The 26,499-nt window shown below is 67.9% G+C and carries 27 protein-coding genes and 2 pseudogenes; 15 read left to right on the top strand and 14 right to left on the bottom strand.

All coding sequences use genetic code 11. The features are described from left to right. Positions 1-86: pseudogene (locus tag ACZ5CR_RS25525) on the top strand (IS5/IS1182 family transposase); the annotation flags it as partial. Positions 87-277: 191 nt separating this feature from the next. Here the strand turns inward: ACZ5CR_RS25525 and ACZ5CR_RS25520 are convergent. The 4 genes from ACZ5CR_RS25520 to ACZ5CR_RS25505 all read right to left on the bottom strand — a co-directional run bounded on the left by ACZ5CR_RS25520 (position 278) and on the right by ACZ5CR_RS25505 (position 4,552). Then, positions 278-1,345, bottom strand: coding sequence for a glycosyltransferase family 4 protein (locus ACZ5CR_RS25520; RefSeq protein WP_468861260.1), 1,068 nt, complete (start codon positions 1,343-1,345; stop codon positions 278-280). A gap of 97 nt (positions 1,346-1,442) precedes the next feature. Continuing rightward, positions 1,443-2,420, bottom strand: a complete 978-nt coding sequence (locus ACZ5CR_RS25515; RefSeq protein WP_468861259.1) for a DMT family transporter — start codon at positions 2,418-2,420, stop codon at positions 1,443-1,445. 113 nt (positions 2,421-2,533) lie between these two features. Further along, positions 2,534-3,373 carry an SDR family NAD(P)-dependent oxidoreductase gene (locus ACZ5CR_RS25510; RefSeq protein ID WP_468861256.1) on the bottom strand — a complete coding sequence of 280 codons (840 nt, stop codon included), beginning with the start codon at positions 3,371-3,373 and terminating at the stop codon, positions 2,534-2,536. Positions 3,374-3,376: 3 nt separating this feature from the next. Continuing rightward, entirely contained in the window at positions 3,377-4,552 is a 1,176-nt protein-coding gene (locus ACZ5CR_RS25505) for a Gfo/Idh/MocA family protein (RefSeq protein WP_468861254.1), read from the bottom strand. 431 nt (positions 4,553-4,983) lie between these two features. On the opposite strand from ACZ5CR_RS25505, the gene ACZ5CR_RS25500 reads away from it, so the two are divergent. Next, on the top strand, positions 4,984-6,114 hold the full coding sequence (locus tag ACZ5CR_RS25500) for an ROK family protein (RefSeq protein ID WP_468861252.1): 1,131 nt from the start codon (positions 4,984-4,986) through the stop codon (positions 6,112-6,114). Position 6,115: 1 nt separating this feature from the next. Here ACZ5CR_RS25500 and ACZ5CR_RS25495 read toward each other — a convergent pair whose 3' ends face one another. Then, positions 6,116-6,448, bottom strand: a complete 333-nt coding sequence (locus ACZ5CR_RS25495; protein WP_468861249.1) for a transposase — start codon at positions 6,446-6,448, stop codon at positions 6,116-6,118. On the opposite strand from ACZ5CR_RS25495, the gene ACZ5CR_RS25490 reads away from it, so the two are divergent. The 3 genes from ACZ5CR_RS25490 to ACZ5CR_RS25480 all read left to right on the top strand — a co-directional run bounded on the left by ACZ5CR_RS25490 (position 6,443) and on the right by ACZ5CR_RS25480 (position 8,533). Next, entirely contained in the window at positions 6,443-6,661 is a 219-nt protein-coding gene (locus ACZ5CR_RS25490; protein ID WP_468861247.1) for a hypothetical protein, read from the top strand. The genes ACZ5CR_RS25495 and ACZ5CR_RS25490 overlap by 6 nt on opposite strands. A 380-nt stretch (positions 6,662-7,041) precedes the next feature. Continuing rightward, complete coding sequence (locus ACZ5CR_RS25485; RefSeq protein WP_468861246.1) at positions 7,042-8,016, top strand: hypothetical protein; 975 nt, start codon at positions 7,042-7,044, stop codon at positions 8,014-8,016. 241 nt (positions 8,017-8,257) lie between these two features. Continuing rightward, the gene (locus ACZ5CR_RS25480; protein ID WP_384267933.1) at positions 8,258-8,533 is read left to right on the top strand and encodes a DUF4277 domain-containing protein; all 276 of its coding nucleotides are present in this window, start codon (positions 8,258-8,260) and stop codon (positions 8,531-8,533) included. 737 nt (positions 8,534-9,270) lie between these two features. Here the strand turns inward: ACZ5CR_RS25480 and ACZ5CR_RS25475 are convergent. Both ACZ5CR_RS25475 and ACZ5CR_RS25470 read right to left on the bottom strand, forming a co-directional pair. Beyond that, positions 9,271-10,146: an undecaprenyl-diphosphate phosphatase gene (locus tag ACZ5CR_RS25475; RefSeq protein WP_468861243.1), complete on the bottom strand. Its 876-nt coding sequence runs from the start codon at positions 10,144-10,146 to the stop codon at positions 9,271-9,273. Positions 10,147-10,352: 206 nt separating this feature from the next. Beyond that, positions 10,353-11,057, bottom strand: a complete 705-nt coding sequence (locus ACZ5CR_RS25470) for a TVP38/TMEM64 family protein (RefSeq protein ID WP_468861241.1) — start codon at positions 11,055-11,057, stop codon at positions 10,353-10,355. 49 nt (positions 11,058-11,106) lie between these two features. Here ACZ5CR_RS25470 and ACZ5CR_RS25465 point away from each other — a divergent pair, with 49 nt between their 5' ends. The 3 genes from ACZ5CR_RS25465 (at position 11,107) to ACZ5CR_RS25455 (ending at position 14,326) form a co-directional block, all read left to right on the top strand. Beyond that, positions 11,107-11,805: a DNA alkylation repair protein gene (locus tag ACZ5CR_RS25465; protein ID WP_468861239.1), complete on the top strand. Its 699-nt coding sequence runs from the start codon at positions 11,107-11,109 to the stop codon at positions 11,803-11,805. A gap of 409 nt (positions 11,806-12,214) precedes the next feature. After that, complete coding sequence (gene tuf / locus ACZ5CR_RS25460; RefSeq protein ID WP_468861237.1) at positions 12,215-13,402, top strand: elongation factor Tu; 1,188 nt, start codon at positions 12,215-12,217, stop codon at positions 13,400-13,402. A 90-nt stretch (positions 13,403-13,492) separates the two neighbouring features. After that, positions 13,493-14,326 carry a spermidine synthase gene (locus ACZ5CR_RS25455; RefSeq protein ID WP_468861287.1) on the top strand — a complete coding sequence of 278 codons (834 nt, stop codon included), beginning with the start codon at positions 13,493-13,495 and terminating at the stop codon, positions 14,324-14,326. Here the strand turns inward: ACZ5CR_RS25455 and ACZ5CR_RS25450 are convergent. The 3 genes and pseudogenes from ACZ5CR_RS25450 to ACZ5CR_RS25440 all read right to left on the bottom strand — a co-directional run. Beyond that, entirely contained in the window at positions 14,288-15,607 is a 1,320-nt protein-coding gene (locus ACZ5CR_RS25450) for an MFS transporter (RefSeq protein WP_468861285.1), read from the bottom strand. The two genes, ACZ5CR_RS25455 and ACZ5CR_RS25450, sit on opposite strands and share 39 nt — an antisense overlap. A gap of 145 nt (positions 15,608-15,752) precedes the next feature. Next, entirely contained in the window at positions 15,753-16,799 is a 1,047-nt protein-coding gene (locus ACZ5CR_RS25445) for a DUF8017 domain-containing protein (protein ID WP_468861235.1), read from the bottom strand. Positions 16,800-16,966: 167 nt separating this feature from the next. Next, a pseudogene (locus tag ACZ5CR_RS25440) lies at positions 16,967-17,092 on the bottom strand (DUF8017 domain-containing protein); the annotation flags it as partial. Positions 17,093-17,143: 51 nt separating this feature from the next. Between ACZ5CR_RS25440 and ACZ5CR_RS25435 the strand changes: the two are divergent. Then, positions 17,144-17,341 carry a hypothetical protein gene (locus ACZ5CR_RS25435; RefSeq protein ID WP_468861233.1) on the top strand — a complete coding sequence of 66 codons (198 nt, stop codon included), beginning with the start codon at positions 17,144-17,146 and terminating at the stop codon, positions 17,339-17,341. A gap of 12 nt (positions 17,342-17,353) precedes the next feature. Here the strand turns inward: ACZ5CR_RS25435 and ACZ5CR_RS25430 are convergent, their stop codons facing one another. Further along, entirely contained in the window at positions 17,354-18,319 is a 966-nt protein-coding gene (locus ACZ5CR_RS25430; protein ID WP_468861208.1) for a DUF8017 domain-containing protein, read from the bottom strand. A 95-nt stretch (positions 18,320-18,414) separates the two neighbouring features. Here ACZ5CR_RS25430 and ACZ5CR_RS25425 point away from each other — a divergent pair, with 95 nt between their 5' ends. The 3 genes from ACZ5CR_RS25425 (at position 18,415) to ACZ5CR_RS25415 (ending at position 21,553) form a co-directional block, all read left to right on the top strand. Beyond that, the gene (locus ACZ5CR_RS25425) at positions 18,415-18,852 is read left to right on the top strand and encodes a DUF4442 domain-containing protein (protein WP_468861284.1); all 438 of its coding nucleotides are present in this window, start codon (positions 18,415-18,417) and stop codon (positions 18,850-18,852) included. A gap of 268 nt (positions 18,853-19,120) precedes the next feature. Then, on the top strand, positions 19,121-20,782 hold the full coding sequence (locus ACZ5CR_RS25420) for a carboxylesterase/lipase family protein (protein WP_468861205.1): 1,662 nt from the start codon (positions 19,121-19,123) through the stop codon (positions 20,780-20,782). Between the two features lie 81 nt (positions 20,783-20,863). Further along, positions 20,864-21,553: a DedA family protein gene (locus ACZ5CR_RS25415; protein ID WP_468861203.1), complete on the top strand. Its 690-nt coding sequence runs from the start codon at positions 20,864-20,866 to the stop codon at positions 21,551-21,553. Positions 21,554-21,564: 11 nt separating this feature from the next. Here ACZ5CR_RS25415 and ACZ5CR_RS25410 read toward each other — a convergent pair whose 3' ends face one another. After that, on the bottom strand, positions 21,565-22,095 hold the full coding sequence (locus ACZ5CR_RS25410; protein WP_468861202.1) for a gamma carbonic anhydrase family protein: 531 nt from the start codon (positions 22,093-22,095) through the stop codon (positions 21,565-21,567). 132 nt (positions 22,096-22,227) lie between these two features. Here ACZ5CR_RS25410 and ACZ5CR_RS25405 point away from each other — a divergent pair, with 132 nt between their 5' ends. Further along, the gene (locus tag ACZ5CR_RS25405; RefSeq protein ID WP_468861200.1) at positions 22,228-22,965 is read left to right on the top strand and encodes an acyltransferase; all 738 of its coding nucleotides are present in this window, start codon (positions 22,228-22,230) and stop codon (positions 22,963-22,965) included. Positions 22,966-23,052: 87 nt separating this feature from the next. Here ACZ5CR_RS25405 and ACZ5CR_RS25400 read toward each other — a convergent pair whose 3' ends face one another. Continuing rightward, complete coding sequence (locus ACZ5CR_RS25400; protein WP_468861197.1) at positions 23,053-23,916, bottom strand: EamA family transporter; 864 nt, start codon at positions 23,914-23,916, stop codon at positions 23,053-23,055. 94 nt (positions 23,917-24,010) lie between these two features. On the opposite strand from ACZ5CR_RS25400, the gene ACZ5CR_RS25395 reads away from it, so the two are divergent. Together ACZ5CR_RS25395 and ACZ5CR_RS25390 are read left to right on the top strand one after the other, a co-directional pair. After that, positions 24,011-24,595, top strand: coding sequence for a helix-turn-helix domain-containing protein (locus ACZ5CR_RS25395; protein WP_468861283.1), 585 nt, complete (start codon positions 24,011-24,013; stop codon positions 24,593-24,595). A 28-nt stretch (positions 24,596-24,623) separates the two neighbouring features. Continuing rightward, a complete protein-coding gene (locus ACZ5CR_RS25390; RefSeq protein ID WP_468861195.1) occupies positions 24,624-25,181 on the top strand; it encodes a YbaK/EbsC family protein in 558 nt (185 codons plus the stop codon). A 68-nt stretch (positions 25,182-25,249) separates the two neighbouring features. Here ACZ5CR_RS25390 and ACZ5CR_RS25385 read toward each other — a convergent pair whose 3' ends face one another. Then, entirely contained in the window at positions 25,250-26,467 is a 1,218-nt protein-coding gene (locus ACZ5CR_RS25385; protein ID WP_468861192.1) for a CaiB/BaiF CoA transferase family protein, read from the bottom strand. Positions 26,468-26,499 lie beyond the last annotated feature (32 nt).

Raw genomic sequence — 26,499 nt, 5'->3', positions numbered from 1 at the left:
GGCGGATCTTCCGTCACGCTCGCTGCAGCCCGAATCGAATGACGTCAATCACCAAGGCCATCCTCACGCTGGAGCGGCAACGCTGAAGAAGCTCACTGCTGCACGTGCCCGGTTCCCCACCACACCGACCATGATCAACGATCAAGGTCTCGGCGTGCCACCGCCAACCATGCACGAGCTCGTTAGTCGTCACACTCATCCGAACGGTCAGATCGTCACAACAGTCACGCCCTACCAGGGCGCTTCAACAAGATCCTGTTACGAGCTCCAAGCAGCCTCACGAGACCATGTCGTCGTAGACAGCGCACGTGAGCTCCACCATTTGATCCGCCCTGTAGTGAGATTGGTATCGGTCACTCGCGCTGTGCGCGAGGCTCGCTCCGCGGTCTGATCGTGTCAGGACGTTCAGCGTGGCTTGAGCCAAGAGTTCCGGGTCGTCTGGAGCAACAAGCAGACCATCCACTCCGTGACGGACGAGCTCAGGATTTCCGCCCACGGTTGTCGAGACAATCGGAACCCCGCAGGCCATCGCCTCAAGGAGGACGAGGCTTGCGGCATCGGCTCGCGACGGAGCGAGTAGTACATCGGCGCCGATTTCAGCCGTTAGGGCTCCCGCCACGCTGCCATAGAAGTAGGAATGCTCGGTGAGGTCAAGGGCAGTCACCATGCGTCGGAGGAGAGGATAATCAGGCCCGGTCCCCATGACGTGCAACTTCGCGTCGGGCCGCGAGCGGCGTATCAACTCGAACGCGAGGACAGCAGTATCGGGGCCTTTCTCCGATGAATGGCGGCCACAGTACAGCACATTGGTCCCAGATGATGGCTTCAGTCTAAAATCTGACGGTGTCGGTACGTCGACGCCATTAGGAATGTAGTGAACACGCACTGCATCACCCAAGAAGAACTCAGTCAGTGCATCTGCTGCGAAGCTGGCGACAGCGATGACCCGAAAATGGCTAACCATAGTTCGGCTGGTGCGAAGGAAGGGATCGACCGGGTTGAACATGTGCTGCGTATAAAGTAGCGGCACTGCGAGTTTGGTGGACAGCTCTTGGCCACGAAAACCTGCATGCATCAGATGAGCGTGAATGAGGTCTGGGCGCCATCGCTGACCTGTGTGGAGAAGGGCCCCGGTGTCGCCTGGCCGCTCAGGCTCTACAGTGATCGGGAGGAGAGTCTCATCCACGAAGACGTCGGCGCCAGCCTTCCTACAGTGCTCAGTCAGTACTCCTTCGCTGGCTGCGATTACTCCGACCTTCAGGCCGCGTCGCAGTTGGTGACTGACTTGGGTCACGACATGGCTAACCGTGCCACCGGTCGTCGGCCCGCACTGTACAAGATGCATAACGCGCATTCTTTGAGCTCTTTTCGATCTCATGGCCTTTCACGGACAGGATCAGACTTCGTGGCGAGGCCGACGTGAGACTGCCAGCAACGCCTAGTCATTCCTCCCTTACATTCTCAAATTTTCCACGGATGACGAGGGTCATACCGAAAAGCATCCATGCCATGCTGGCAAGTTGAATTCGTGTGGGAGCTTCGGCGAGGTCGAGTATCGCGGAGCTAATCCCGACCAGTGGAGGAACAGTCAGTCCAATGAGTGCAGAATAGGACGGTCCGCTGATCAGTAGAATCCTATGCTGCAAAAGGTAAGCGGGGACATAGATCGCGATGCCCAGTACGGCGAGCATCCCTATGACTGGCCAGCCCACTGTGTCCCCACTTGCAACCTCAACCGACGCCCAGCCAACAAGCGGAAGCGTACCGACTGTGTAAATGGGTAGGAGCCGCGGCGCCATAGCTCCCCCGTATCCCCGATTCAACCTCGCAAAATACAGGCCGTAGAACGCCATCGAGAGCGTTGCCGCAAATGCGACCATCGCCCCGAGTGCGACATCATCTCCGAGGGTGCCCGCCAGCTTCGGTGCTACGTACGCCACAGCTCCAATAACCGCAATCAACGTTCCTGTGAGCGCGCGCATCGGAGGCCACGTGCGCGTCAACATGCCCTCGGCAAGCAGGATCACGGCTGGAGTGAGCGAGGTGACCAATGTGGGTAGCGCAGGGCCAGCCAGACTGATCGCTATGGTCGAGAGCACCGTATAGGCGGTGACGCCTGTTAGCCCAAGAACCACGACCTGCCACCACCGGTACGGAGGTGAGCCGATTGCCGCAGGTTCGTCCGCCGTCGGCCTGCTACGACGAGCGGACCACCAGGTGAGCCCCAGTAGCCCCAGGACAGCGAATCCCGTGCGGCCAGTCGACACCATCGCAGTGCTCGCCTCGTGAAGTGAAGCGCCCACTATCAACCAGGTCGAAGCCAGGAGGGCGACGAGGGCGCCGGATTGTGAAACAAGTTGTGCCCTGCCGCCTTGCGCTTTCGTCGTTCCGACAGACGTCCCTGTGTCATATAGTTTCATTTACCCGTTCACCGAGGGGATGAGGCGGTTAGTTCCCTCGGTCGTCCATTGACAGATAGAGTCATCTGAACTAACGCACCTACAGGGGTTGCCAGCATGGAAGAAATGATCTTTCAGCTTCCTTCGACGGAACGAGCCATAACGGCGTTGCCTGCCATTAGTCCGCCGTCGACGGTAAGTATGGAACCAGTTATCCAGCTGGAACTTTCAGAAGCCAAAAAGCAGACAGCCGAAGCCACGTCCCCCGGTTCACCAATTCGCCCAAGCGGATACCATTGCCGCAGAGCATCGAAAGTAGATGGATCCTTGGTTATCTGATCGTCCCAGGCTGGTGTCCGTATTGTGCCCGGTGCAATCGCGTTGACTCGTACGCCGGAACCACCGTACTCCACAGCGAGGGAGCGCGTCAGGGAGCAAACGGCAGCTTTTGCAGCCGAATAGGAGGGGTGCCCGAAGAACGCAAATGCGTTGACTGAGAGGATATTGATCACGGATCCCGCCCCGCGCGCCACCAGCTTCGGCAAAACAGCTTGTGAGCAGTTGACTGCTCCCTTCACGACAACGTCCAGGTCTGTGTTCCACAGTTCTATTGGAGCTTCGTGAAAGCGCGGAGGTATGGGACAAGCGACGATCGCGTTGTTCACCAGCAGGTCGACAGGTCCGCCGAGCTCAGTTTCTGCCTGATCGAAGCCTGCACGGACACTTTCCTGATCAGTAACATCGATATGGATCGCGACAGCGGCATGTCCGTCGAGTTCGATCTCGTTAGCAACATGGCGGGCACCGTGTTCGTCTATGTCGGTCACGGCTACACAGGCGCCCGATTCAGCGAGTCGTCGGGAAATCGAGGCCCCGATTCCGCCAGCTGCTCCGGTGACCAATGCTCTACGGCCTCGAAGGTCAAAGTGGTCGGTGCGGATTTCGCTGTTTTCTGTATTTCTGCTCTGCTGCATCTCTTAGGCTACCTGTCCGTTGAGGAAATACGACCGCAACTCCGGGTCGAGAGGATGAACCTTCAGCGTGTTACCGCCGTTGCGTAGCGAGCGCGTGGCAAGGTCTCCGGCAGCCACTGCCGCACGGGCGGCTACAGGGCAGGTCTCTGTCGGGCCGCCCTCTCTAGCGAAACGAATAAACTCATCTACGGCCTTGGCGTCGGCGCCGCCATGTCCTCCTTCGGCGTCAGGAATGCGAAACTCCTCATCACCGGCAGGATCGTAGTTTCGGCGAGAGGAGTTCCAGACGCGAATCACGCCCCCGGGAGTGTCACCAATATTTTCCAGACGTCCTTCGTCCCCGATGACAGTGAACGATCGCCAGTAATCTGGGGTGAAATGACATTGCTGATAAGCTGCCAACACCCCGTTATCTAGCCGCATGTTGACCAGCGACAAATCCTCTACGTCAACGACGGGATTCAACGCTCGCTGCCGAGTGGGCGGCCAGTTGTCCTTACTCCACCAGCCTTCAGCCTTGGGTTCTCCTGGTGAACGGCGCGGCAGATCGCCATACACGGAAAGCGATCCCATCGCCTGTACGGCTTCGGTATGTCCGCCCACGATCCAGTGCATGGCGTCAATGTCATGTGAGGCCTTCTGGAGGAGCAGACTGTTCACTCTCTGGCGGTCCGCGTGCCAGTCCTTGTAAAAGAAGTCACCGCCGTGACCGACGAAGTGCCTGATCCATACAGATTTAGGGTTTCCGATCTTTCCCCTGCGAACGAGGTCCCGCATTATGCGGACCACTCCCATGTGCCGCATATTATGACCAACGTACAATCGCGACTTGTTCGCATGTGCGGCACGCAGTACGTAATCTGCCTCTTCAAGGGTCGTGGCCATCGGCTTTTCCAGGTACACAGCTTTGCCAGCATGGAGCGAGTCCGAGGCAATCTTTGCATGGGTATGGTCCGGGGTCGCGACAAGGATGGCATCAATGTCTGAACGGTCGAGAATCCGACGGTAGTCCGTTTCGACGGAGTCTATTTCAAGATCTTTCGCCGTCTCCTGTACGGTGGACGCATCGATATCGCACAGAGCCATTACCTGCGAGCCTTTTCCTGGCTCCTTGTGGGCTGCCGCAGCTAGTTTACGGCCGCGCCCCATTCCGATTACGCCGATGCGTAGGTCATGCACTTCATGCCTCCATGTTATGCGTGGATCTGAAAGTGATCAGAAGAATTCTGATTGAAATACCAAGATGCAATCGGAGGCGAGAGTCGAATGCCCCGACGAGGAATAAGATGATCGTGCCATGTGGTGGATCTTGCTCGCAAGGTGTCGATTTCAAGCAGCACTTGTCATAGGGTGCGCTCGTTGCGTCCGTTCGCGGGGTGGCTGACCTACTGCACATTTGATGCCCGATTTGCCACCCTTGTGCATTTATGGATAAAAGGTGCGGCAACGTCTTTCTCTGATAGATTCGGTGGCCACGTATCGTTTGTGTGGGTGCTAGTTGGTCGGAGACGTTTTACCCATTGCGATGCAACCTTCGCCCGCCTCCTTTCGCTCGCAAACGCTGACACAACAGGAACCAGAAGGCGCCACTAAATTTCACACGGAGGGCTATGAAAAACTTCCCGAGCGGTGCCCCTTCGCGGCTGCGCCGCCTGAACGCAGCCGCGGCCCTGCGCGTCCTGCGCGAACGCGAGGAGATCACCGTGCCCGAACTGGCAGTGATGATCGGCGTCTCGAGACCTACTGCGCAGGGCCTGGCAACCCAACTTCTGCGCGAGGGGCACTTGGTGGAACTGGCGGCGGGCAACCGAAGCGTGGGCCGGCCGGCCCGCAGGTACCGGTTCCGGGCGGAGGCCGGGCACGTCATCGGTGTCGACGTCGGCGCTTACAAAGTGCTCGCGCTCGTCACCGATCTGCTCGGCCGCACGGTTGCCGCGCATAGGGTTCCCGTTACGCCCGAACTTTTCGCGTCAGAACGTCTCGATGCAGTGCGCGCCGCTATCAAGGGCTGTTTGTTCGGGCCTGGCGCGGCGGGCGTGCGGCCGCTCGCCACCGGCATCGGCACCAGCGGCATCGTCGACACCGCGGGCCGCGTGGTCACCGTCAGTGACTCGCTGCCCGGCTGGGATGGTGTTGACCTTACCGTCGAACTCGCCGACGCCGCACCTGGATCCGTCATCGTCGGCAACGACATCCAGCTTGCTACCCTCGCTGAAAGCGCTGCCGGAGTCGCGATCGACACCGATGACTTCCTGTACCTGTACGTCGGCAACCGCCTCGGCATAGGCCTGTGGCTGCGGGGAGGGATGCACGGCGGCCATCACGGCGCCGCGGGCGAGATAGTCGCCGGCGACGGCTGGGCCATCCCCTACCAACGCCTTCTCGACTGGTTCGCCGGACACACGGGAGAGGCTCGACCCACCAGGGAGAACGCAGCCCGTGCCGTCGTCGCGGCTGCCGAGGCCGGCGACCCAGGGGCCGAGTACACCCTCTGTGTCTTTGGCCGCGCGCTGGCCGACAGCCTCGCCCGGCACGTCGCCGTCCTCGCCCCAGGCACCGTCATCCTTGGCGGCGGCATCGCGCGTGCGGGAGCCCTGCTCAGCGAGCCGTTCGCCGAGCGCCTCGCGGCCCTATGTCTCCGCTCGCCGACGGTACGAACCTCCACGCTCGGCGAAGAAGCAACTGCAACGGGGGCAGCCCGCCTCGCACTTGAGCACGCTGCGTACGGGTGCGACTACTGAGTTATCCGATGGGTTGTCGGGTGTGATGGTCGGGCGGTCTGAGGCTGAGCGTTCTCCCTTGCAGGTTTCCGTCGATGAGGTCGGGCCTGTGTTGGATGCTGCGCAGGCCTCTCCTGACTGCCCGTTCCAGCTGGTCGCGGTCGCTGAACAGTACGTTCGCGGTGACGCTGCGCCGCAGAAGAGACCAGATGCCTTCGACCGGGTTGAGCTGGGGGCTACAACTGGGCAGCTGAATGACGGTAAGCCAGTCATGATCAGCCGCGTACTGGCGGCTCCCCGCTGATCGGTGGACATTGAGAGTGAGGTAGGCCGCCGGCGAGGTGCCCGTATGCACAACCCAGGCTTCCTGCGGGCCGGCGTCTGGCCGGTGGGTCCGCTCGTACACCCGCGGATCGTCCGCTTCATGGAGCAGCTGCCGCACGAGTACAAGCGAGGCAAGGCGCTGTTCCGTGGGCGGATCAGGGGGGCGGGACAACCGGAGTCGGTGGCGCCGCCGGCCGAACCGGAGAACTTCCTGGCCGTCCTGGAGAAGGGGCTGCGCACCTAGGGCTTACCCGTGCTGGACGACATGCTGCAGGAGTCCGTCCTGGTCGAAGCTACGTTGACGGCAAGGCACTCGCTCAGGCCCGCAAAGACGCCGACGCCGCCCCGACCGTCCCTGATCTGCTGTGCGATGTCCTCGCCCCTGGGGTCGGACTGCGGAGCAGGGGGGGCGCACGCGAAGTATCAGCATCCATTTGCGCTAGCCCCCGGGATGTGCCCTTAAGTGATTAGGTGGTGGTCCGATGTGCGTGGGCCGCATTTGGCCTGGTCAGCCAAGAGTTCCTGAGGTTCGTTCTAGAGCGCGAGTACCAACGACGACAGGTCGTCCGCTCGGCATGTGCCGGGTCTGGCCGGTCCCGCGGAGCGCTCCCGGAGAATGGAGCCATGGAACGACTGATCGACTTCTCGCGCAACCGGCAGATGCTGTGCGGCGGCTGCGGCCGTCGCCTCGTCGTCCACCTGGACTGGATCGACCGATGGGAGCAGGGGCGAGAGAAGTGCCCCGGCTGCGGCCTGACGTGCGAGCAGGAGGACGCGCCCCGGGTGACGGTCGATCCCGACGACCCGGCGCTCGACGACGACCGGGTTGCGACCGTCTCCTGGTACCACACGAGCACGCAGCCGGACTGGCCGACGAGGGACTTCGATCCGGCCGCCGTCTTCACGCCCGAGACCCGCATGATGATGGGCGGCGACGAGCCTGTCGCCGCCTGCGCCGCACGCCAGCGGGCGAAGGCGCTCCACATCGGCACGTACGAGGCCGCGGTCCACAACATGCTCAGGCGGATGCGCGACCAAGCCGACTGGGGCAACCAATTCTACCTGTACCGAGTCCATTTGAATCCGTCCGTAGTGGTTCGCGAGGGCTGGCTCATCGATCCCAGCGACTTCGTCGGCGACGTCATCCTCGACGAGGTCTGCCCTCAGGGCGTCGACGTCGCCCGCTACCTCAACTACCACGAGGACCCCGGCGGGCTTTCCCTGGCGCTGGGGCGGGAAGCGATCGCCGGCGTTCAGCAGGTCCCAGTTCCGCTCCCGGATGCCTGGGACGCTGATTGGGTGAGAGAGGCCATCGCGGCCCTCGAGACCGCTTCCGACGCCCCCGTCCCGGCGACCGGCAAGCTGGCCCGCTTCATGCGGCCGGCCTCGCCGCGAGCTGTCCTGGGCCGTGAGCTCGCGGCGGCGCTGGCTGGCCGTCTGCCGGTCAACCTCCACGACCAGTTCGCGTCGGCCGCTGCGTTCGCGGAGGGAGAGGATCCAGAGCAGTGGGCGCGACAGGCCAGCGGCCTGTTCGATCTGATCGATGATCCGACTCGCGTGCTGGCCGCGCTCGACCAGCAGGATCCCCGGGGGGTCTGAGAACGGTCTGTCAGCTCCTGAGGGGCGGGGAGCCCGGAGGTCGCTGCCGGTCTTCCAGGTTGGCGCCGCCCTGAGCCGGGGGAGTGGAAGTAGAGGCTTTGAGGTTGGCTGCCGTCGCCGAGGTACCAGGTCGAGCTCTGCCGCCCGTGCCCGACCCGCAGTCGCCGCAGTCAACCGCTTGGTTTGAGGACCGTCTCGTAGACGGCCCGGAGTGTCGTCCGGGCGGACGGAACGCCCTCGCGTGGAGGTCGTGGTTGAGTACGTGGTGACCAAGCGCCTGGGCGCTCTGCCTGTCGCTGCCGAGTTTCTGCGTCGGCTGGACGTCGCGGGGATCGTCGACGGGCTGCGGCCACCAGATTCGCTAGCGGACTTGACGCACGGCCAGGTGATCGAGGTACTGGTGGCGAACCGGCTGACCGCTCCCGCGCCGCTGTTCCGCGTCGGGGACTGGGCGTACTCGTGTGAAGCCGTCAAGGGCTTAGGCGGAGGCCGATGCGTGTCCCGGCTGGTGCATTGACGCATCTCATCGGTGTCTTGCTGGGGGCTTCTGCGATCAGCGGCGTTGTCGCGTCCGGCCGATGGCAGTGAAACGTCTCCGCAGGGACACCACCAGAACTCGAAGATGTCCATGGCGAGACGCCGACGTATCAATCGGGTGGGAGGGCCGGTGCGCGTGCTCAAATCAGTCAGGAGCTGGGCGAGGTCGCGGAGGCCCTTCACGGCGCGGCGGTGGTGGAGCACCAGCTCCAGGGCCGCGCGCCGGATGAGATCACCATCGGCTGGGGACATCCGGCTCCTCCAGTCCTCGCGATCAACGGGGACATGGGGGAAGTCGCCATAGCGGTGTACGGGGCACGGGTCCGCAGGGTGAGGCAGTCGAGGTGACGCACACGTGGAAGGACGTGTAAGCGCGCCTCGGCCGGCTAATCCTCACGGCCGCCGCCGCGCTGGACGACCCCACCGGCGATGCCTGGGACACGGTGGATGAGCGGCTGCGCTTCCTCGTGGCGAGGGTCGCGGCCTAGGCCGGACACGAACCTCAGCTGACTCGCTCCACCCTCTGCACGGAAGGGCCCGCACTGCTGTACGGGCCCTTCCGCGTCATCCCCTACTTTGCGGACGCACACGTCCTAGTGGGACGTATCCCGGCTCCCCAGTGGGAGATGAGTGGGAGACAAGTGGGAGATGATCATGGCGTGGTGCTGCAATCAGGCGCTAGGAAATGCTAGATAGCGCTACCTGTGTGGCCCGGTTTCAGTCCGCCGATTCGCCCGCGTGCGGGCTCAGCGCGTCCGTTCCCACCAGCACGAACAGCACGATGCCGAGCAGGATCCGGTAGTACACGAACGGCATGAAGCTCTTGGTGGTGATGAACTTCATGAACCACGCGATGACCGCGTATCCGACGACGAAGGCGACGATCGTCGCGAAGATCGTCGGGCCCCAGGACACATGCCCGCCCTCGCCCGCGTCCTTGAGCTCGAAGGCGCCGGAGGCGAGTACCGCCGGGATGGCGAGCAGGAACGAGTAGCGGGCCGCGGCCTCGCGGGTGTAGCCCATGAGCAGGCCGCCGCTGATGGTGGCGCCGGAGCGGGAGACGCCGGGGATCAGGGCCATCGCCTGGCAGACGCCGAAGATCAGACCGTCGCGGACGCCCAGTTCCTTCAGGCTCTTGCGCTCCTTGATGGCGCGGTGTTTGCCGCCCGTCTCGTCGCGGGCCGCGAGGCGGTCGGCGATGCCGAGGACGATGCCCATGACGATCAGCGTCGTGGCGATGAGCCGCAGATCGCGGAACGGGCCCTCGATCTGGTCCTTGAACGTGACGCCGAGCACGCCGATCGGGATCGACCCGACGATGACGAGCCAGCCCATCTGCGCGTCGTGGTCCGAGCGAGGGACCTTGCCGAAGAGCGAGCCGAACCACGCGGAGATGATCCTCGCGATGTCCTTGCGGAAGTAGATCAGCACGGCGGCCTCGGTACCGATCTGGGTGATCGCGGTGAACGCGGCCCCCGGATCGTGCCAGCCCGCGAACGCCGCGGTCAGCCGCAGATGCGCGCTGGAGGAGATCGGGAGGAACTCGGTCAGTCCCTGGACGAGCCCGAGGATGAAGGATTCAAGCCAAGACATGGAAACTGCGCCGTCCGAGTACGGATCATGGGCTGCGGGTGCGGTCATGTGATGGGGATAGGGAAAGTGAGCGCGAGGGGTGATCACTCCCCTGCCGTGGGGCAGCGTAGCGCCACTTGGTTACGAGACCGTCGCAGGGCCGCTGTCCGCGAGCGGCGGCGCTCCTCGTGCCGGTCTCCTCCGGCGGCGGCAGCAGCCGCGGGGGTTCAGTGACCGCGCAGGTGGTGGCGCTTGCACCACGCCACCACCGCCCCCGCCAGACCCGTCACCGCGATGAAGCCCATCGCCACGAGGAAAGCGGGGGACGTCGGTGTCGAGGCGCGGGCGCCCGCGATGACGTACGCGGCGGTGTTCGGGATGGAGCCCAGGCCGGTGGCGAGCAGGAACGGCAGCCATCCCATGCGGGAGACCGCCGCGCAGTAGTTGGCGGCCGCGAACGGCACCCCGGGAAACAGCCGCGCCGCCAGCATCGACCGGAAGCCGTGCCTGCTCAGCTGCCCGTCGGCCGCCTTCAGCCAGCGCCCGCGGAGCAGCGGGCGCAACGCGTCCTGTCCCAGCATCCGGCCGAGCCCGAAGGCGATCCCGGCGCCGAGGACCGTGCCCGCGATCGCCGCGACCGTACCCGCCTGCGATCCGAACAGGGCGCCCGCCGCCAGATTGAGCAGCGGACGCGGTACGAACGCAGCGGTGCACAGGCCGTACGCGGCGGCGAAGACCGTCACGGCGGCGGCGCCGCCGAGCTGGCGAAGTCCCCCGTCGGAAAGGAGCCGCTGCGGCTCGAAGAGCAGCACGCACGTACCGGCGGCCGCGAGCAGCAGGACCAGCAGAGACAGCCGCGACCAGGGTGAGAGCAGAACCCTGGAGCAGCGCACGGCGAAGCCCTGCGGGCGGGCGGCGGCGGTGTCGAGCATCCGGGGAGACTAACCGACACATGTGTGTGATCGCCGTATGGTGCGTCTCATGAACGTCACAGTCCCGGGCAGCGACTTGGCGGACACCGTCATGGAACGGCTCACCACGACATACCCCACGGCGGCCGATCCGGAGCGGGCCGCGGGGGCGCGGGCGTACATGAAGAACGTCGCTCCCTTCCTCGGCGTGCCCACACCGCTGCGCCGCGAACTGTCCCGCACGGTCCTCGCCGGGCTCCCGCGCCCCGACGAGACGGACTGCACGGCGATCGCGCTGCGCTGCTGGGAGCTGCCGGAGCGCGAGTACGCCTACTTCGCCGTCGACTACCTGCGCCGTCACGTGAAGCGCTGCGCGTCCGGCTTCCTGCCGGTGGTCCGCCACCTCGTGACGACGGTCCCCTGGTGGGACACGGTCGACGCGCTCGCCGCGCACGTCGCGGGCGGCCTGGTCGCCGCCGACCCGAAGCTCACGACCGCGATGGACGCCTGGATCGCGGACGAGGACCTGTGGGTGGCCCGCAGCGCCCTCCTCCACCAGCTCCGCTACAAGGACGCCACCGACACCGAACGCCTCTTCACCTACTGCCTGCGCCAGTCGGGACACCCCGACTTCTTCATCCGCAAGGCCATCGGCTGGTGTCTGCGGGAGTACGCCAAGACCGATCCGGACGCGGTACGCGACTTCGTCGAGCGGGAGCGCGGACGGCTCGCACCGCTCTCGGCGCGCGAGGCCACGAAGAACCTCTGAGCGCACAGGTCCTCACACCGCACAGGTCCTCACACCGCACAGGTCCTCACACCGCACCGGTCCTCAGACCGCACCGGACGCCACGCGGAACCCGCCCCTCACGCCGAACCGGACTTCACGGACCACCCGGCGAAAACCATTCGACGTACCCCCGCCCGTCGGCGAAGATCTGCCACATGTTCCGGTACGCCTTTCACGCAACTCCGCCCGCGGTCGCGGGCGCTGCGAAGGCTGCCGTCCTCCTCTGCGTCGCACTTCCTGTCGACGGCGCCCGACGCTGACCCTCCCCGGACACTCCGGCGGACCCCACAGGGGGAGGGTCGGTTCGGCCCCGGGGTCCCCGTCCCGAGCGCGCACGCGACGACCTGCGCCCAGGACTTCAGCTTCGAGTTCCCCAGAAGGAACCGCCATGTCCAAGACGGCATACATTCGCACGAAGCCGCACCTCAACATCGGCACGATGGGCCATGTCGACCACGGCAAGACCACCCTGACCGCCGCCATCACCAAGGTCCTCAGCGAGCGCGGAACCGGCACCTTCGTGCCCTTCGACCGTATCGACCGCGCCCCCGAGGAGGCGCAGCGCGGGATCACCATCAACATCTCGCACGTCGAGTACGAGACCGACACCCGGCACTACGCGCACGTGGACATGCCGGGCCACGCCGACTACATCAAGAACATGGTCACCGGCGCCGCGCAGCTGGACGGGGCGATCCTCGTCGTCTCCGCGCTCGACGGGATCATGCCGCAGACCGCCGAGCACGTCCTGCTCGCCCGGCAGGTCGGCGTCGACCACATCGTGGTGGCCCTCAACAAGGCCGACGCCGTCGACGACGGCGAGGACGCTGTGCTCACCGACCTCGTCGAGCTCGAAGTGCGCGAACTGCTCTCCGCGCACGGGTACGGGGGCGACTCCGTCCCCGTCGTACGGGTCTCGGGTCTCAAGGCGCTGGAGGGCGACCCGCGGTGGGCCGCCGCCATCGAGGCGCTGCTCGACGCGGTGGACACCTATGTGCCCATGCCCGAGCGGTACGTCGACGCGCCCTTTCTCCTGTCGGTGGAGAACGTGCTCACCATCACCGGGCGCGGGACCGTCGTCACCGGAGCCGTCGAGCGCGGCACGGTACGGATCGGCGACCGGGTGGAGGTGCTCGGCGCGGAGACGGAGACGGAGACCGTCGTCACCGGGTTGGAGACCTTCGGCAAGCCCATGGAGTCCGCCCAGGCGGGCGACAACGTGGCGCTGCTCCTGCGCGGAGTGCCACGCGACGCCGTGCGCCGCGGGCATGTCGTCGCGGAGCCGGGAAGCGTCAGTCCGCGTCGCCGCTTCACCGCTCAGGTGTACGTCCTCTCGACCAAGGAGGGCGGAAGGTCGACGCCGATCACGACCGGCTACCGGCCGCAGTTCTACCTCCGCACCGCGGACGTGGTCGGCGACGTCGACCTCGGCGACGCCGCCGCGGCCCGGCCCGGTGACACCGTCACCATGACGGTCGAGCTCGGCCGTGACATGCCTCTGGAGACGGGCCTCGGCTTCGCCATCCGCGAGGGCGGCCGCACCGTCGGCGCGGGCACGGTGACCGAGGTCGGCTGACGCCCGATGCCCGCCTCCCGCAGGGGATCCACCCCCGGGGGAGGCGGGCACAATGGAGCGGTGACCGACGACGAACCCGCGGACGAGACCATGGCCGTTATCAAGGACGTGGACCATGGCACCGCCAAGCTGATGCCGGACGTGGACCGGCCTCGTGCCTGGCTGCTCACGGTCGACGGAGCGCCCCAGTCGTACGTCGATCTGGACGCGCCCACGCATCTGGAGTTCGAGTACGCGCAGCGCCTCGCCCACGTCCTCGACACCGCCGACGACCCCGACCGTCCCCTGGACGTGACCCACCTCGGCGGTGGCGCGCTCACGCTGCCCCGGTACGTCGCCGCGACCCGGCCGGGCTCGCGCCAGGACGTGGTGGAGGCGGACCGGAGGCTGCTCGAACTGGTCGCCGAGCGTTTGCCGCTGCCGACGGGCTCCGGGATCACCGTGCACGGCGCGGACGCCCGGCAGTGGCTGGAAGCCGCGGCGCCCGACAGCGCCGACGTGCTCGTCGCCGACGTGTTCGGCGGCTCACGGGTGCCCGCCCATCTGACGTCACTCGCCTACGCGCGCGCCGCCGACCGGGTCCTGCGAGGTGACGGCGTCTACGCGGCGAACCTCGCCGACGGGGCGCCGTTCGGCTTCCTGCGCTCCCAGCTCGCCACCTTCGCCGAGGTGTTCGGGCACGTCGCGCTGATAGCCGAACCGACCGTGCTGCGCGGACGCCGCTTCGGCAACGCGGTGCTCGTCGCCTCGCGCGAGGAGATCGAGGTCGAGGCGCTGGCCCGCCGTGCGGCGGCCGACGTCTTTCCGGCGCGTGTCGAGCACGGGGCGGCGCTGCGCCTGTTCATGGGTGACGCGAAGCCGGTGCGGGACGAGGACGCGGTCGCGTCACCCGAGCCGCCCGACGGGGCCTTCAGCATCGGCTGACGGCTCGACCGGGGGAGCGGTGGGAGAAGCGGTCGCCTTCGCGACCTCCGTCGACGCCGTGCGCCGCGTCAGATTGCGTACGTCAGGGACGAACAGCACGAGCGCCGTCACCACGACCACGAGCGCCGCGCAGCCCCACAGCGAGGCCGAACGGCCGAAGGCGAGCTCCGCGGGGCCCGCGAGCGCCGTGGCGAGCGGGACCATCGCGACCGAGCCGAACCAGTCGTACGCGGCGACCCGCGACAGTTTCTCCTCGGGGATCTCCTGATGCATCGCCGTCATCCAGGAGACGCCGAACACCTCGATCGCGACGCCGCTGACGAACATCACCGCCGCCAGACCCCCTACCGACAACGGCACCGCGAGCGCCGCCGACGGCATGGCGAGCGGGAAGACGCAGAGGGTGCCCGCGAGCAGCAGGCGCCGCGGCTTCCACCGCATCATCAGGAACGCGCCGCCGACCGTGCCCGCGCCGAACGCGCCGAGCGCCAGGCCCCAGGGTCCGGCGCCGCCCAGCTCGTCCCGGGCGACCAGGGGTCCGAAGACGGCTTCGGCCGCACCGACCACCGCCACCACCACGGAGAACTGCGCGACGATGGCCCACAGCCACGGGCGGCCGATGAATTCCCGCCAGCCCTCCCGCAGGTCGGAGAGCAGCCCGTCGCCGGGCTTGCGCGCCGGTATGTGGCTCACGTCCAGGAACGAGCGCAGGGCCGCGGCCACCGCGAACGCCGCCGCGTCCACGGCGAGCACCCAGCCGGGACCGATCGCGGCGACCATCAGACCGCCGAGCGCCGCGCCGCCGAGCCCGGCGCCCTGCATCGCCATGCGGTACAGGGCGAAGGCGCGGCTCACCTGCTCGCCGCTGACGGTCGACATCAGCATGCCCTCGGCGGCCGGGCCGAAGAACGCCTGGCCGGTGCCGCCGAGCGCGGTGAGCAGCATCATCGACCACAGCGGAGGTGTGCCGGAGATGACGAGCACCGCGAAGACCGCCTGCGAGAGGCAGTTGAGCGCGTTGGCCGCGACCATCACGTGGTGGCGCGGCAGCCGGTCGGCGACGGCGCCGCCGATGAGCAGGAACAGCACGAGCGGCAGCGTGCGCGCCGCCGCCACCAGACCGACGTCCCCGCCGTCGCCGCCGGAGTCGAGCACAGCGAACGCCGCCGCGATCAGGGCGCCGTGGCTGCCCAGGTTGGTCACGATCGCGGCGGCGGTCAGCAGGCTGTAGTTGCGCCCGGCCCAGGAGGGGCGGCGCACGGCGGCGGGATGAGTCACCAGGGGACTATCGCCGCCGGAACACCGACTTGCCAAACCGTTTCACTACGGGCTTGGAGGCATACGGGACGGGCTTGGACGCATACGGGATGAGGCCTACGGGCTGACGGGGCGGGACCCCGTCAGCGGCTCAGGACCCGTACCCGTCTCAGGAATCGTCGCCGTCGCCGTTCAGCCGTACCGTCTTCAGGATCTTCTGGACCGTCGCGTCCGGGATCTCGTCCTTGACGTCCTTGGCGCCGTACATCGACCACGCGACGTACTCACCCTCGGAGTTCATGAAGGCGAACGTCGTGGCCTTGCCGTTCGAGTCGCACTTGTCTTCCTTGACGACGCCGGACGTGGTGGAGGTCACGACGGTGCCCTTGATGCCCGACGTGGTGGTGAACGACTCCGCCTTGCCGATCTTGATCTTCTTCTTGTCGGCCTTCTTCTGGCCCGTGTAGCCGGCGAAGACCCACCACGCGGAGTCGTTGCGGGCGACGTCCTTGGTGTTCTTGGCGCCGTTCTGGCCCTTGGTGCCGACGGCGCCGAGGGCGACGTCGCTGGCCGTGCCGTCCTTGTCGTCGTCGGAGGAGCACCACTTCGACTTGTAGTACGCGGGCGCGGACATGCCGATGAGCACGCTGCCGTCACCCTTCTCGTTGTCCTCGAAGCCGATGAAGGTGTCGCCCGTCTGCACCTCCCAGTCGGCCGGGACGTCGAAGGCGGTGCCCCACTTGGGGTTCACGACGACCTGCCAGCCCTTGATCGTCGGCTTCGGGCCGCCGCCCGTGCCGCGCTCGGTGCCGCCGTCGTCGTCGGTGGGGCTGGGCTTCGGCTTCGGGGACGCGGACTTGGCGGGAGCGTTCCCCGGCTTCCCGTTCGCCTCGTCGTCCTTGTCACCACCGAATACGAGGAAGCCGGTGACACCGGCGGCCACCAGGACGGCGAGCGCCGCGGCGATCGCGGTGACCTTCGTCTTGTTTCCGCCCCCGCCCTGACCGCCGCCGCCCGGCTGGGGCGGCATGGGCGGTGGTGTGGGCGCCGCCCACTGCGGCTGCTCGGGCTGCGAGAAGGCGCCCGAGTGAGGCTGCTGCTGGTATCCCGGCTGCTGATACGGGTTCGGCTGCTGGTACCCCGGCTGCTGGTACGGATTGGGATTCTGGTCCTGCGGGTTCTGCTCGCCCCCGGGCGGCTGCTGTCCTGGCCACATGGGCAGTAACCATAGAGGGGCTTGTGGCCGGATGTCATCGCTGCCCCCGCCGGGGCGTCGGCACATCGGGTCACAAGCCCCACCGCCGTACGAAACGATTCAGACGAGGTGATCGCCTTGCCGTCCGAGTCGCACTTGCCCTTCTGCGGCGTGTTCGTCGAATGGGCGCGCGCGATGCTGCCCTTGATGCCGGTCTTCGTGGTGAACGGCTCCGCCTTCTTGGCGAAGGTGAGGCTCTTCTTGTCCGGCTGTGTGTACCCGCCGAAGACCCACCACGGCACTTGGTTGACCGCGACCTCGTTGGCGCTCTTCGCGCCGTTCGCGCCCTTGGTGCCATCGCCCCCGTGACCACCGCCTCCGTCGCCGCCGGGCTGCTGATATCCCGGCTGCTGATACGGATTCGGCTGCTGGTACGGATCGGGATTCTGGTCCTGCGGGTTCTGCTCGCCCCCGGGCGGCTGCTGTCCTGGCCACATGGCCGGAATCGATACGGGGTCGTGGAGAGGGAACAGCGCGGCGACGTCAGGTCGCGGAGGCCGTGACGGTGCGGTTGCTCAGGACCCGCTGTCGTACTCACGCACCGTGCTGAGCATCTTCTTGACCGTCGCGTCCGGCACTTCTTCGCTCACGCCCTTGGCGCCGAAGAACGACCACGAGACCAACTTCCCCTTGGAGTCCTTGAATCCGAAGGTGGTCGCCTTCCCGTCCGTCCGGCACTTGTCCTTGTTCTTGACGCCGGAGGACGAGGACGTGGCCAGGTTGCCCTTGATGCCGGACGCAGTGGTGTACGGCTCCACGGCGCTGGTCTTGATGATCTTCCGGTCGGGCTGGGAGTACGCGCTGTACACCCACATCGCCGAGTTCTCCTTGGCGATCTGTTCGGTGCTCTTCGCGTCGCGGTTGCCCCTGCTTCCGGCCTCCGCGAGCGGCGTGTTGTCCTTGACGCCGTCCCGGTCGGGATCGCTCTGGCACCACTGTTTCTTGAGCACGGCAGATCCCCCCATTCCGATCAGGAGGCTGTCGGGGTCGTCGGCCTCCCCGCGGGCCGTGACCCAGTCGCGCGACCTGAGCTCATACTGCGGGGGTGCGTCGAAGGCGATGCCGCGCTCGACGTTCACGGCCGTCGTCCAGCCCGCGATCGTCGGTTTCGGCCCGCCGCCGACACCGCGCTCGGTGTCCTTGGACCCGGCCGAGCTCGGAGACTTGGACGCGGAAGACCGCGTGGGGCCCGGCTTCGCGTCGTCGTCCTTGTCGCCGCCCAGGACCAGGAAGCCCGTGACACCGGCGGCCACCACGACCGCGGCCGCGGCGACGATGGCGATGACCTTGGTCCTGTTGCCGTCGCCCCCGCCGCTGCCCTGTGGAGCCTGGGGTGTGCCCCCGGGCGCGGTGGGCGCGTTCCAGGGCGCGGGTTGCTGGTACCCCGGCTGCTGGTACCCCGATTGCTGGTATCCCGGCTGCTGATACGGATTCGGCTGCTGGCTCTGCCCGCCCCCGGGCTGCTGCTCTCCTGGCCACATGCGCAGCAACCATAGGCGACCGCGATCTACGTCGGGCAGGCTCCTGGCCAAAGAACGCTACCCGTGGGTAACATCACGCCATGAGCGCTGACCAGATGTCGATAGGCGAGATGCTCGCCGCCACCGTGCCGATGGCCCGGACCCTGAACCTCGAGTTTCGCGAGACCACGCCCGAGAAGGCCGTGGTCGCCCTGCCCGATCAGGGTGACTTCCACAACCACGTCGGCGGGCCGCACGCCGGTGCCATGTTCACGCTGGGGGAGTCGGCGAGCGGCGCGATCGTGCTCGCCGCGTTCGGGGAGCAGCTCTCGCGGGCCGTGCCCCTGGCCGTCCGCGCCGACATCGCGTACAAGAAGCTCGCCATGGGGCCGGTGACCGCCACCGCGACCCTCGGGCGTCCGGCCGCCGAGGTCGTCGCCGAGCTGGACGCGGGTCAGCGTCCCGAGTTCCCGGTGTCGATCGCGATCCAGCGCGAGGACGGGGCCGTGACCGGCGAGATGACCGTGGTCTGGACGCTGCGTCCCAATAACTGAGTCGCGTACGGGCGTTCACTTCCGTACGTTCGTTGAACACGGCGGCGTCACGTCGGCAGGGACACGGGGGTGCCGGCCGGCGAGGCGCCGTTCTCTCTGAGTGCGGCGGGCCTCCTGCGGGCTTCCTGCGGGCCTTCTTGTGGCGGGCTTTCTTGTGACTTCTTCTTCCTCGTTTCCCTGGTCTTCCGTTCACCTTATTGACACGAGTCAACGACCGTCATAGTTTTCCCGCCGCCAGTGGGTCGACGTCATCCAGGGGAGTCGCCGCATGAGCCGCAGGAGAAGAACGGGACGAAACGCGTCCGCCTTCGTCGTCATGGCCGCCGCCGCGGCCCTGCTCACCCCGTACGCCGCGCACGCCGCGCAGGACGCGCCGCAGGACGCACCCCGGACGGGCGGTGGCACGCTCGTCCGTACGGAAGGAGGCTGGCTGCGAGGCCAAGCCGACGCTGAGGGGCGGCAGTTCCTCGGTATCCCCTACGCTCGGCAACCCGTCGGCGACCTCCGCTGGAAGGAACCCCGGCCTGCCAAGTCCTGGCAGGGCGTGCGCGACGCGGACTCGTTCGGCAACCGCTGTGTGCAGACGTCCAGTTGGGATCCCGGCTACGAGAATCCCAGCCACACCGAGGACTGCCTCGACCTCAATGTCTACGCGCCCAAGGGGCAGTACAAGCAGCGTCCCGTCCTGGTCTGGCTGCACGGCGGCGGACTCACCGCGGGCGCGGGCGAGGACATCGTGCCCGACGCCTTCGCCCGCAGCACCGGCACCGTGGTCGTGACCGTCAACTACCGCCTCGGCGCCATGGGGTTCCTCGCCGGAGAGGGGCTCGACACGGAGGCGTCCGACCACGTCTCGGGCAACTACGGCATGCTCGACCAGCAGGCCGCCCTTCGCTGGGTGCGCGCCAACATCGGCTCGTTCGGCGGCGACCGGCAGCGCGTCACCGTCGCGGGCGAGTCCGCGGGCGGCCGTTCCGTCTGCACCCAGCTCGCCTCGCCCGCCGCCAAGGGCCTCTACCGCGCGGCCATCGTGGAGAGCGGCGCGTACGGGGACTGCGCGGCCCGCGAGCGCAAGGAGGCGCTCACACAGGGCGCGGCCTTCGCGAAGAAGGCGGGCTGCCCCGATCCGGCGACCGCCCCCGCCTGTCTGCGCGAGAAGCCCGCCGAGAAGATCCTCGCGGCGCAGGCCGGATTCGACTGGGGTCCGGTGGCGGGCGGCGACTTCCTGCCGGTCCAGCCGGAGCAGGCGTACAAGAACGGGAGCGCCTCACGCGTGCCCGTCCTGAACGGCGCGAACAGCGACGAAGGGCGGCTCTTCGCCTACGGGCAGTTCGACGGGCAGGGCAAGCCGCTCACCGAGGAGCAGTATCCGGGCGCGCTCACCCAGGCGTACGGCGCGGACCTTGGCGCCAAGGTCCTCAAGCGCTACCCGGTGGCCGGGCACGCCTCACCGACGCACGCGTACGCGGCCGCCTTCGGCGACCAGTTGTTCGCCTGCCCGGCACTGCGCATGGACAAGGCGCTCGCGGGCCGCGGCCCCGTCTACGCCTACGAGTTCGCCGACCGCACCTCGCCGCCCTTCGCCTCGATCCGCGAGGCGGGCAAGACGTTCGACTTCGGGGCGACCCACGTCAACGAAGTGCAGTACCTCTTCAAGCACTTCGGGCTCGCGACGCCGCTCGACGCGGAACAGCGGGGCCTGGCGCGGCAGATGGTCCAGTACTGGGGTTCCTTCATCCACGGCGGTCCGCCCCGCGCCCACGGCCAGCCCACCGCGCCCGACCAGCGCACGCGGCCCGGCCAGGTGCTGTCGCTGCGCACCGCGTCCGCCGGCGGGAACGAGCTGAGCACCGCGGTGGCCCGTGAGCACCGCTGCGATCTCTGGGACCTCGGGGACCGAGAGGGCTCCGCCCCGGCCGACGCCGGGTGAGCGGGTAGGCTGCCCGGCGTGCGCGCTCCGGGGGGATCGCGCACGCCGGGTACAGGCACACCAGCACAGGAGGAACCGGCGTTGCACGTCCAGGAATGGCTGGAGACCGTACCGGCCGTCAGTATCTACGCGCTGGTGGGCGTGGTCATCGGACTGGAGAGCCTGGGCATTCCGCTGCCGGGTGAGATCGTCCTCGTCTCCGCGGCGCTGCTCTCCTCGCAGCACGGTGAGCTCAACCCCGTCGTCCTCGGGATCTGCGCCACCGCGGGCGCCATCATCGGCGACTCCATCGGATACGCGATCGGACGCAAGGGCGGCCGGCCACTTCTGGCCTGGCTGGAACGGAAGTTCCCCAAGCATTTCAGCGCGGCGAACGTCGGCAGCGCCGAGCAGTCCTTCCAGAAGTGGGGCATGTGGGCGGTCTTCTTCGGCCGCTTCGTCGCCCTGCTGCGGATCTTCGCGGGACCGCTCGCGGGCGTCCTTCGCATGCCGTACTGGAAGTTCCTCATCGCCAACGTCCTGGGCGGCATCATCTGGGCGGGCGGCACCACCGCCGTCATCTACTACATCGGCGTCGTCGCCGAGGACTGGCTCAAGCGGTTCTCGTACTTCGGTCTTGCCATCGCCGTCCTCATCGGCGTCGGCTCCATGCTGCTCGTCAAGCGCCGCGCCAAGAAGTCAGCGGCGGCGCGCGAGGCCGAGAACGGCGGGGAGTCGCAGTCGACGGCGGCCGATTCGGTATCCGTTCCGGCCGCCGACCCATCTCACTGACCTCACGCGCCTCACTCGGCGTGGGCGTCCCGGTGGGCCTTGGCCAGCTCGACGTACATCGTGCCGTTGAGGGTGACGCCCGCGCGCTCCTCGTCGGTGAGCGTGCGGCGCACCTTGGCCGGTACGCCCGCGACGAGTGAGCCGGGCGGCACGATCATCCCCTGCGGCACCAGGGCCTGCGCCGCGACCAGCGAACCGGCGCCGATCACCGCGCCGTTGAGTACCGTCGCGCCCATGCCGATCAGGCAGTCGTCCTCGACGGTGCAGCCGTGCAGAACGGCGTTGTGGCCGACCGAGACCCGCTCGCCGATCATCATCGGGAAGCCCAGGTCGACGTGGAGGCTGCAGTTGTCCTGGATGTTGCTGTCGGCGCCGACGACGATCGGCCCGCTGTCCGCGCGGAGAACCGCCCCGTACCAGGCGCTCGCACCGGCGTGCAGCGTCACCTCGCCGATGACGACCGAGGTGGGCGCGGTGAAGGCGTCCTGATCGATCTTCGGGTTCTTGCCGCCGATCCCGGTGATGAGTGCCTCGTGGCTCATCGGATTCTCCATTCGTACGTGTCTCGCGCCTGGCGGAACCGTACGGGACGCGGGTGGGCGCGCAGCCGTGTGGGGTGAAGATCACAGGGGTCCGGGCTCACCGGGGCCCGTGCGGCTGAGTAACGTGAGCGCGTGCCGAAGAACAGGAACACGTTCTCATCCGCGGTCGCCGACTGGCGGCGCCGCGCGACCCAGCGCGCCGTCCACGCGGGCTGGGCGTGGGTGCGGGAGACGGGGGCCGTGACCGCGCGGCGGCCCGGGCGGCTGCGGTTCGGCGCGCTGGGCGAGGGCACGAGGCTCGCCTTCCCCCAGGGGACCGTCTTCGGTGAGCCGTGGATCCGCATCGGCGACCACTGCATCATCGGCGAGCAGGTCACTCTCACCGCCGGGATGATGCCCGACCTGGATCTCGGCCCCGACCCGATCCTGCGCATCGGCAACGGCGTCGTGCTCGGCCGCGGCAGCCATGTCATCGCCGACACGACGGTGACGATCGGCGACGACTGCTACTTCGGGCCCACCGTCTATGTGACGTCCACGAACCACTCGTACGACGATCCGCACACGCCCATCGGCAAGCAGTGGCCGCGCATGGAGCCCGTCGAGATCGGCCCCGGCTGCTGGATCGGTACGAACGCGGTGATCCTCCCCGGGGCGCGGATCGGGCGCAATGTCGTGGTGGCCGCGGGGGCGGTCGTCCGCGGTGACGTCCCCGACCACGCGGTGGTCGCGGGAGCCCCCGCCCGTGTCGTGCGCAGTTGGGACCCGGAGGCCGGTTGGCAGCCGCCCTTGCGGACGCCCGCTCCTGTTCCTATTCCTGATGGGGTTACGCCGGAGCAGTTGCTTGCGCTGGGGGAGCTGGAGGGGTAGTTCGCTGCTCTCCTCGTCCGCGCGGGTGCGTGGGGGCTTGTCGCGCAGTTCCCCGCGCCTCTTAGGGGCGCCCCTCAGCGGCCTCGCTCAGCTGGCCAGCAGGACCGTGCCCACCAGTGCCAGGCCTGCGCCTGCCGCCTGCACCCCGCGCAGTCGTTCCTTCAGTACCGCTCGTGCCGCCAGCGCGGTGATCACCGGGTACGTCGAGGAGAGCACCGCGGCCAGGGTGACCGGGCCGTTCTGGGCGGCCAGTGAGTACGTTCCGTTGGCCGCGACATCGGCCAGGCCGACGAAGGCGAGCGCCGGGAGTGCCGCCCAGATCAACCCCATGCCCGTGCCCTCGGGCAGCGCGACGCCGCCACGCTTCACCGACACGAACAGCGCGGTCCCGCCCGCGGCCACGTTCGTCACGCGCTGCACGAACAGGGCGAGGAACAGGCCGGTGAGGCTGCTCGACGCCTCGGAGATGAGCGCGAGGACCGCGCCGAAGCCGAAGGCCGCGAGCAGGGTGAGCAGGACGGCCTGCCGTTGCACGGGGGCGCCGCGCAGCTCCGGGCCGCCCGCGAGCACGATGCCCACGATGGCGACGGCGAGCCCGGCGAACTGCGGGACCCCGGGCCGCTCGCCCAGGAAGAGACCCACCGCCACCGGTACGACGACGCCCACGGAGGCGAGCGGTGAGACCACGCTCATCGGGCCGATGGCCAGGGCCTTGTAGAAGGCGAGCATCGCCACCGGGCCGAGGAGCCCCGCGGCCACCGCGAACCACAGCTGCGGGCCCCACTGGGTCCAGCCGCCCGTGGCGACCACGATCACGCCGAGGACGGTCACGGCGATGGTCTGCGAGGCGACCACCACGGTGAGCGCGGGGATCCGCCGGGTCAGCAGCCCGCCGCCGAAGTCGGCGAGGCCGTACAGCAGGCTGGTGGCCAAGGCGAACAGTGCTGTCATCGGGGATCCTCGCAGTACAGTGTGGTGAACCTTCAGGTGCACCACACCGTAGTTCAGTATCGTGAACTCTGTCATCCATAATATTGGACGGAATGTGTCGGACCTCGACCAGCTCACTCAGTCGCTCGCGCGCAACCTCAAGCGCTGGCGCTCGGAACGCGGCTTCACGCTCGACGCGCTCGCGGCCCGCGCGGGCGTCAGCCGCGGCATGATCATCCAGATCGAGCAGGCCAGGACCAACCCCAGCGTGGGCATCACGGTGAAGCTCGCCGACGCCCTGGGCGTCAGCATCACCACCCTCCTCGACTACGAACAGGGCTCCCACGTCCGACTCGTGCCACCGGAACAGGCGGTGCGGATGTGGTCGACGGAGGCGGGCAGCAGCACGACCCTCCTTGTCGGGACCGAGGCGCGCGGGCCCTTCGAGCTGTGGGCGTGGCAGCTGATGCCCGGCGACGGCAGCGACTCCGACGCGCACCCGCCGGGGACCATGGAGCTGCTGCACGTCTCGGCGGGCGAACTGACGCTCCTCGTGGACGGCGTGGAACACCTCGTGCCCGCCGGGTCGGCCGCGTCGTTCGAGGCGAACGTTCCGCACGGCTACCACAACAAGGGGGCCGAGCCGGTGGAGATGACCATGTCGGTGTCGGTGCCGCCGGCGCACGCCTCCTCGTACTGAGTCGCGCCGGGTTTGTTAGCGTGCGGCCATGCGTGCACCCATGGGCAGTTTCGACGACGTCCGCACCGCGCCCGAGGCGCTCGACCTCCTGGTGGCGCCCGTCGCCGACGCCGTGCGCGGCTGGAGCGGGAGCGTCCCCGCCGAGCAGGTGCTCCACGTCGACACCGACCCGCTGTGGGCCGACACCGCCACCTTCGTGGAGCACTACGGCCAGGACATCCTGGAGCAGTCCGCGAACTGCGTCGTCGTCGCGGGCAAGCGCGGTGGCGAGGCCTCGCTCGCCGCGTGTCTGGTCCTCTCCACGACGCGGGTCGACGTGAACGGCGTCGTGCGCCGCCAACTCGGTGCCCGCAAGGCCTCGTTCGCCCCGATGGACACGGCGACCGGCGAGACCGGCATGGAGTACGGCGGCATCACCCCGATCGGCCTGCCCGCCGAATGGCCGCTGCTCGTGGACGCCGCCGTCGTCGACCTGCCGTACGTCCTGGTCGGCAGTGGAGGGCGCCGGGGCAAGCTCATCGTGCCGGGCAAGGCGTTCGCCGAGCTGCCGAACGCCGTGGTGCTCGAAGGGCTCGGCGTCGCCTGACGCGGGCGGGCCTCACCCCGCGTGCGTCCGCACGCTCCCCATTGACCCACCCCTCATCCGCACACCCCTCATCCGCACACCCCCGACTCGCGCAGCCGGGCGATGTCGTCCGGGTCGCGCCCCAGCTCCCCGAGGATCCGCTCGGTGTGCTCACCCGCGGCCGGTACGGGATCCATGCGCGGATCGACGCCGCTCAGATTCGCGGGCGGCAACAGCGCCTGTACGGGGGACGAGCTGCCCGGGACCGCGACCTCCCGCCAGCGCTCGCGCTCGGTGAGCGCGGGGTGGTCGAGGAACTCGGCGACCGAATTGACGCCCGCGTTGGCGATGTTGGCGCGGTCCAGCAGCTCCATCGCCTCCTCGCTGCCGAGTCCGGCGAAGCGCGCGGAGATGATCGCGTCGAGTTCGTCGCGGTGCGCGACACGGTCGGAGCCGGTGGCGAACCGCGGATCGTCGGTCAGCTCGGGCCGGCCGATGACCTGCTCGCACAGGGCGGCCCACTCGCGTTCGTTCTGCACGGACAGCAGGACGTCCTTGCCGTCGGACGCGGTGAAAGGCCCGTAGGGCGCGACCGTGGCATGCCGGGCGCCGACGCGTGGCGGCTGCGTGCCGCCGTAGCGCGTGTAGTACGCGGGCTGGCTCATCCACTCGGCGAGCGCGTCGAAGAGGGAGACGTCGACGGCCGGTGCGCGCCCTGTGGTCGCCCGGGTGAAGAGCGCGGTGAGGATGCCGGTGTAGGCGTACATCCCGCCTGCGATGTCCGCGACGGAGATGCCCGCCCGCACGGCCTCGTCGGGGGTGCCGGTCAGCGAGAGCAGCCCGGTCTGGCACTGCACAAGGAGGTCGTACGCCTTCCGGTCCGCCCAAGTGCCGCTGGTCCCGTACCCGGTGAGGGTGCACGGGATCAACGAGGGGTAGCTGGCTTGGAGTTCGTCCGCGCCGAGGCCGAGGCGGTCAGCCGCTCCGGGGGCGAGGTTCTGCACGAACACATCAGCGCCCACGAGGAGTTCGTGCAGGATCGCCCTGCCCTCATCGGACTTGAGATCCAGGGTGAGGGACTCCTTGGAGCGGTTGAGCCAGACGAAGTAACTGGCCTGGCCGTGCACCGTGGTGTCGTAGCGGCGGGCGAAGTCACCGCCGCCGGGGCGCTCGACCTTGATCACGCGGGCACCGAGGTCGGCCAGCTGACGGGTGGCGAAGGGGGCGGCGACGGCCTGTTCGAGGCTGACGACGGTGATGCCCTCCAGGGGGAGCCGTCCGGCCGGATCGTGCTGCGTCGTCGCCATGACTGCCTCTCGTTCGCGGGTGCTGCCTGATC

This window comes from Streptomyces sp. NPDC031274 (assembly GCF_055570235.1).
The sequence above is the reverse complement of the archived record's forward strand: the minus strand, read 5'-3'. Positions and strand labels throughout refer to the sequence as shown.

Excerpts from the sequence above, each read along its gene's own strand:
- ACZ5CR_RS25520 (WP_468861260.1), bottom strand. The coding sequence starts at position 1,345 with ATGCATCTTGTACAGTGCGGGCCGACGACCGGTGGCACGGTTAGCCAT.
- ACZ5CR_RS25515 (WP_468861259.1), bottom strand. The coding sequence starts at position 2,420 with ATGAAACTATATGACACAGGGACGTCTGTCGGAACGACGAAAGCGCAA.
- ACZ5CR_RS25510 (WP_468861256.1), bottom strand. The coding sequence starts at position 3,373 with ATGCAGCAGAGCAGAAATACAGAAAACAGCGAAATCCGCACCGACCAC.
- ACZ5CR_RS25500 (WP_468861252.1), top strand. The coding sequence starts at position 4,984 with ATGAAAAACTTCCCGAGCGGTGCCCCTTCGCGGCTGCGCCGCCTGAAC.
- ACZ5CR_RS25490 (WP_468861247.1), top strand. The coding sequence starts at position 6,443 with ATGCACAACCCAGGCTTCCTGCGGGCCGGCGTCTGGCCGGTGGGTCCG.
- ACZ5CR_RS25485 (WP_468861246.1), top strand. The coding sequence starts at position 7,042 with ATGGAACGACTGATCGACTTCTCGCGCAACCGGCAGATGCTGTGCGGC.
- ACZ5CR_RS25475 (WP_468861243.1), bottom strand. The coding sequence starts at position 10,146 with ATGTCTTGGCTTGAATCCTTCATCCTCGGGCTCGTCCAGGGACTGACC.
- ACZ5CR_RS25470 (WP_468861241.1), bottom strand. The coding sequence starts at position 11,057 with ATGCTCGACACCGCCGCCGCCCGCCCGCAGGGCTTCGCCGTGCGCTGC.
- ACZ5CR_RS25465 (WP_468861239.1), top strand. The coding sequence starts at position 11,107 with ATGAACGTCACAGTCCCGGGCAGCGACTTGGCGGACACCGTCATGGAA.
- tuf (WP_468861237.1), top strand. The coding sequence starts at position 12,215 with ATGTCCAAGACGGCATACATTCGCACGAAGCCGCACCTCAACATCGGC.
- ACZ5CR_RS25455 (WP_468861287.1), top strand. The coding sequence starts at position 13,493 with ATGGCCGTTATCAAGGACGTGGACCATGGCACCGCCAAGCTGATGCCG.
- ACZ5CR_RS25445 (WP_468861235.1), bottom strand. The coding sequence starts at position 16,799 with ATGTGGCCAGGACAGCAGCCGCCCGGGGGCGAGCAGAACCCGCAGGAC.
- ACZ5CR_RS25430 (WP_468861208.1), bottom strand. The coding sequence starts at position 18,319 with ATGTGGCCAGGAGAGCAGCAGCCCGGGGGCGGGCAGAGCCAGCAGCCG.
- ACZ5CR_RS25425 (WP_468861284.1), top strand. The coding sequence starts at position 18,415 with ATGTCGATAGGCGAGATGCTCGCCGCCACCGTGCCGATGGCCCGGACC.
- ACZ5CR_RS25420 (WP_468861205.1), top strand. The coding sequence starts at position 19,121 with ATGAGCCGCAGGAGAAGAACGGGACGAAACGCGTCCGCCTTCGTCGTC.
- ACZ5CR_RS25410 (WP_468861202.1), bottom strand. The coding sequence starts at position 22,095 with ATGAGCCACGAGGCACTCATCACCGGGATCGGCGGCAAGAACCCGAAG.
- ACZ5CR_RS25400 (WP_468861197.1), bottom strand. The coding sequence starts at position 23,916 with ATGACAGCACTGTTCGCCTTGGCCACCAGCCTGCTGTACGGCCTCGCC.
- ACZ5CR_RS25390 (WP_468861195.1), top strand. The coding sequence starts at position 24,624 with ATGCGTGCACCCATGGGCAGTTTCGACGACGTCCGCACCGCGCCCGAG.
- ACZ5CR_RS25385 (WP_468861192.1), bottom strand. The coding sequence starts at position 26,467 with ATGGCGACGACGCAGCACGATCCGGCCGGACGGCTCCCCCTGGAGGGC.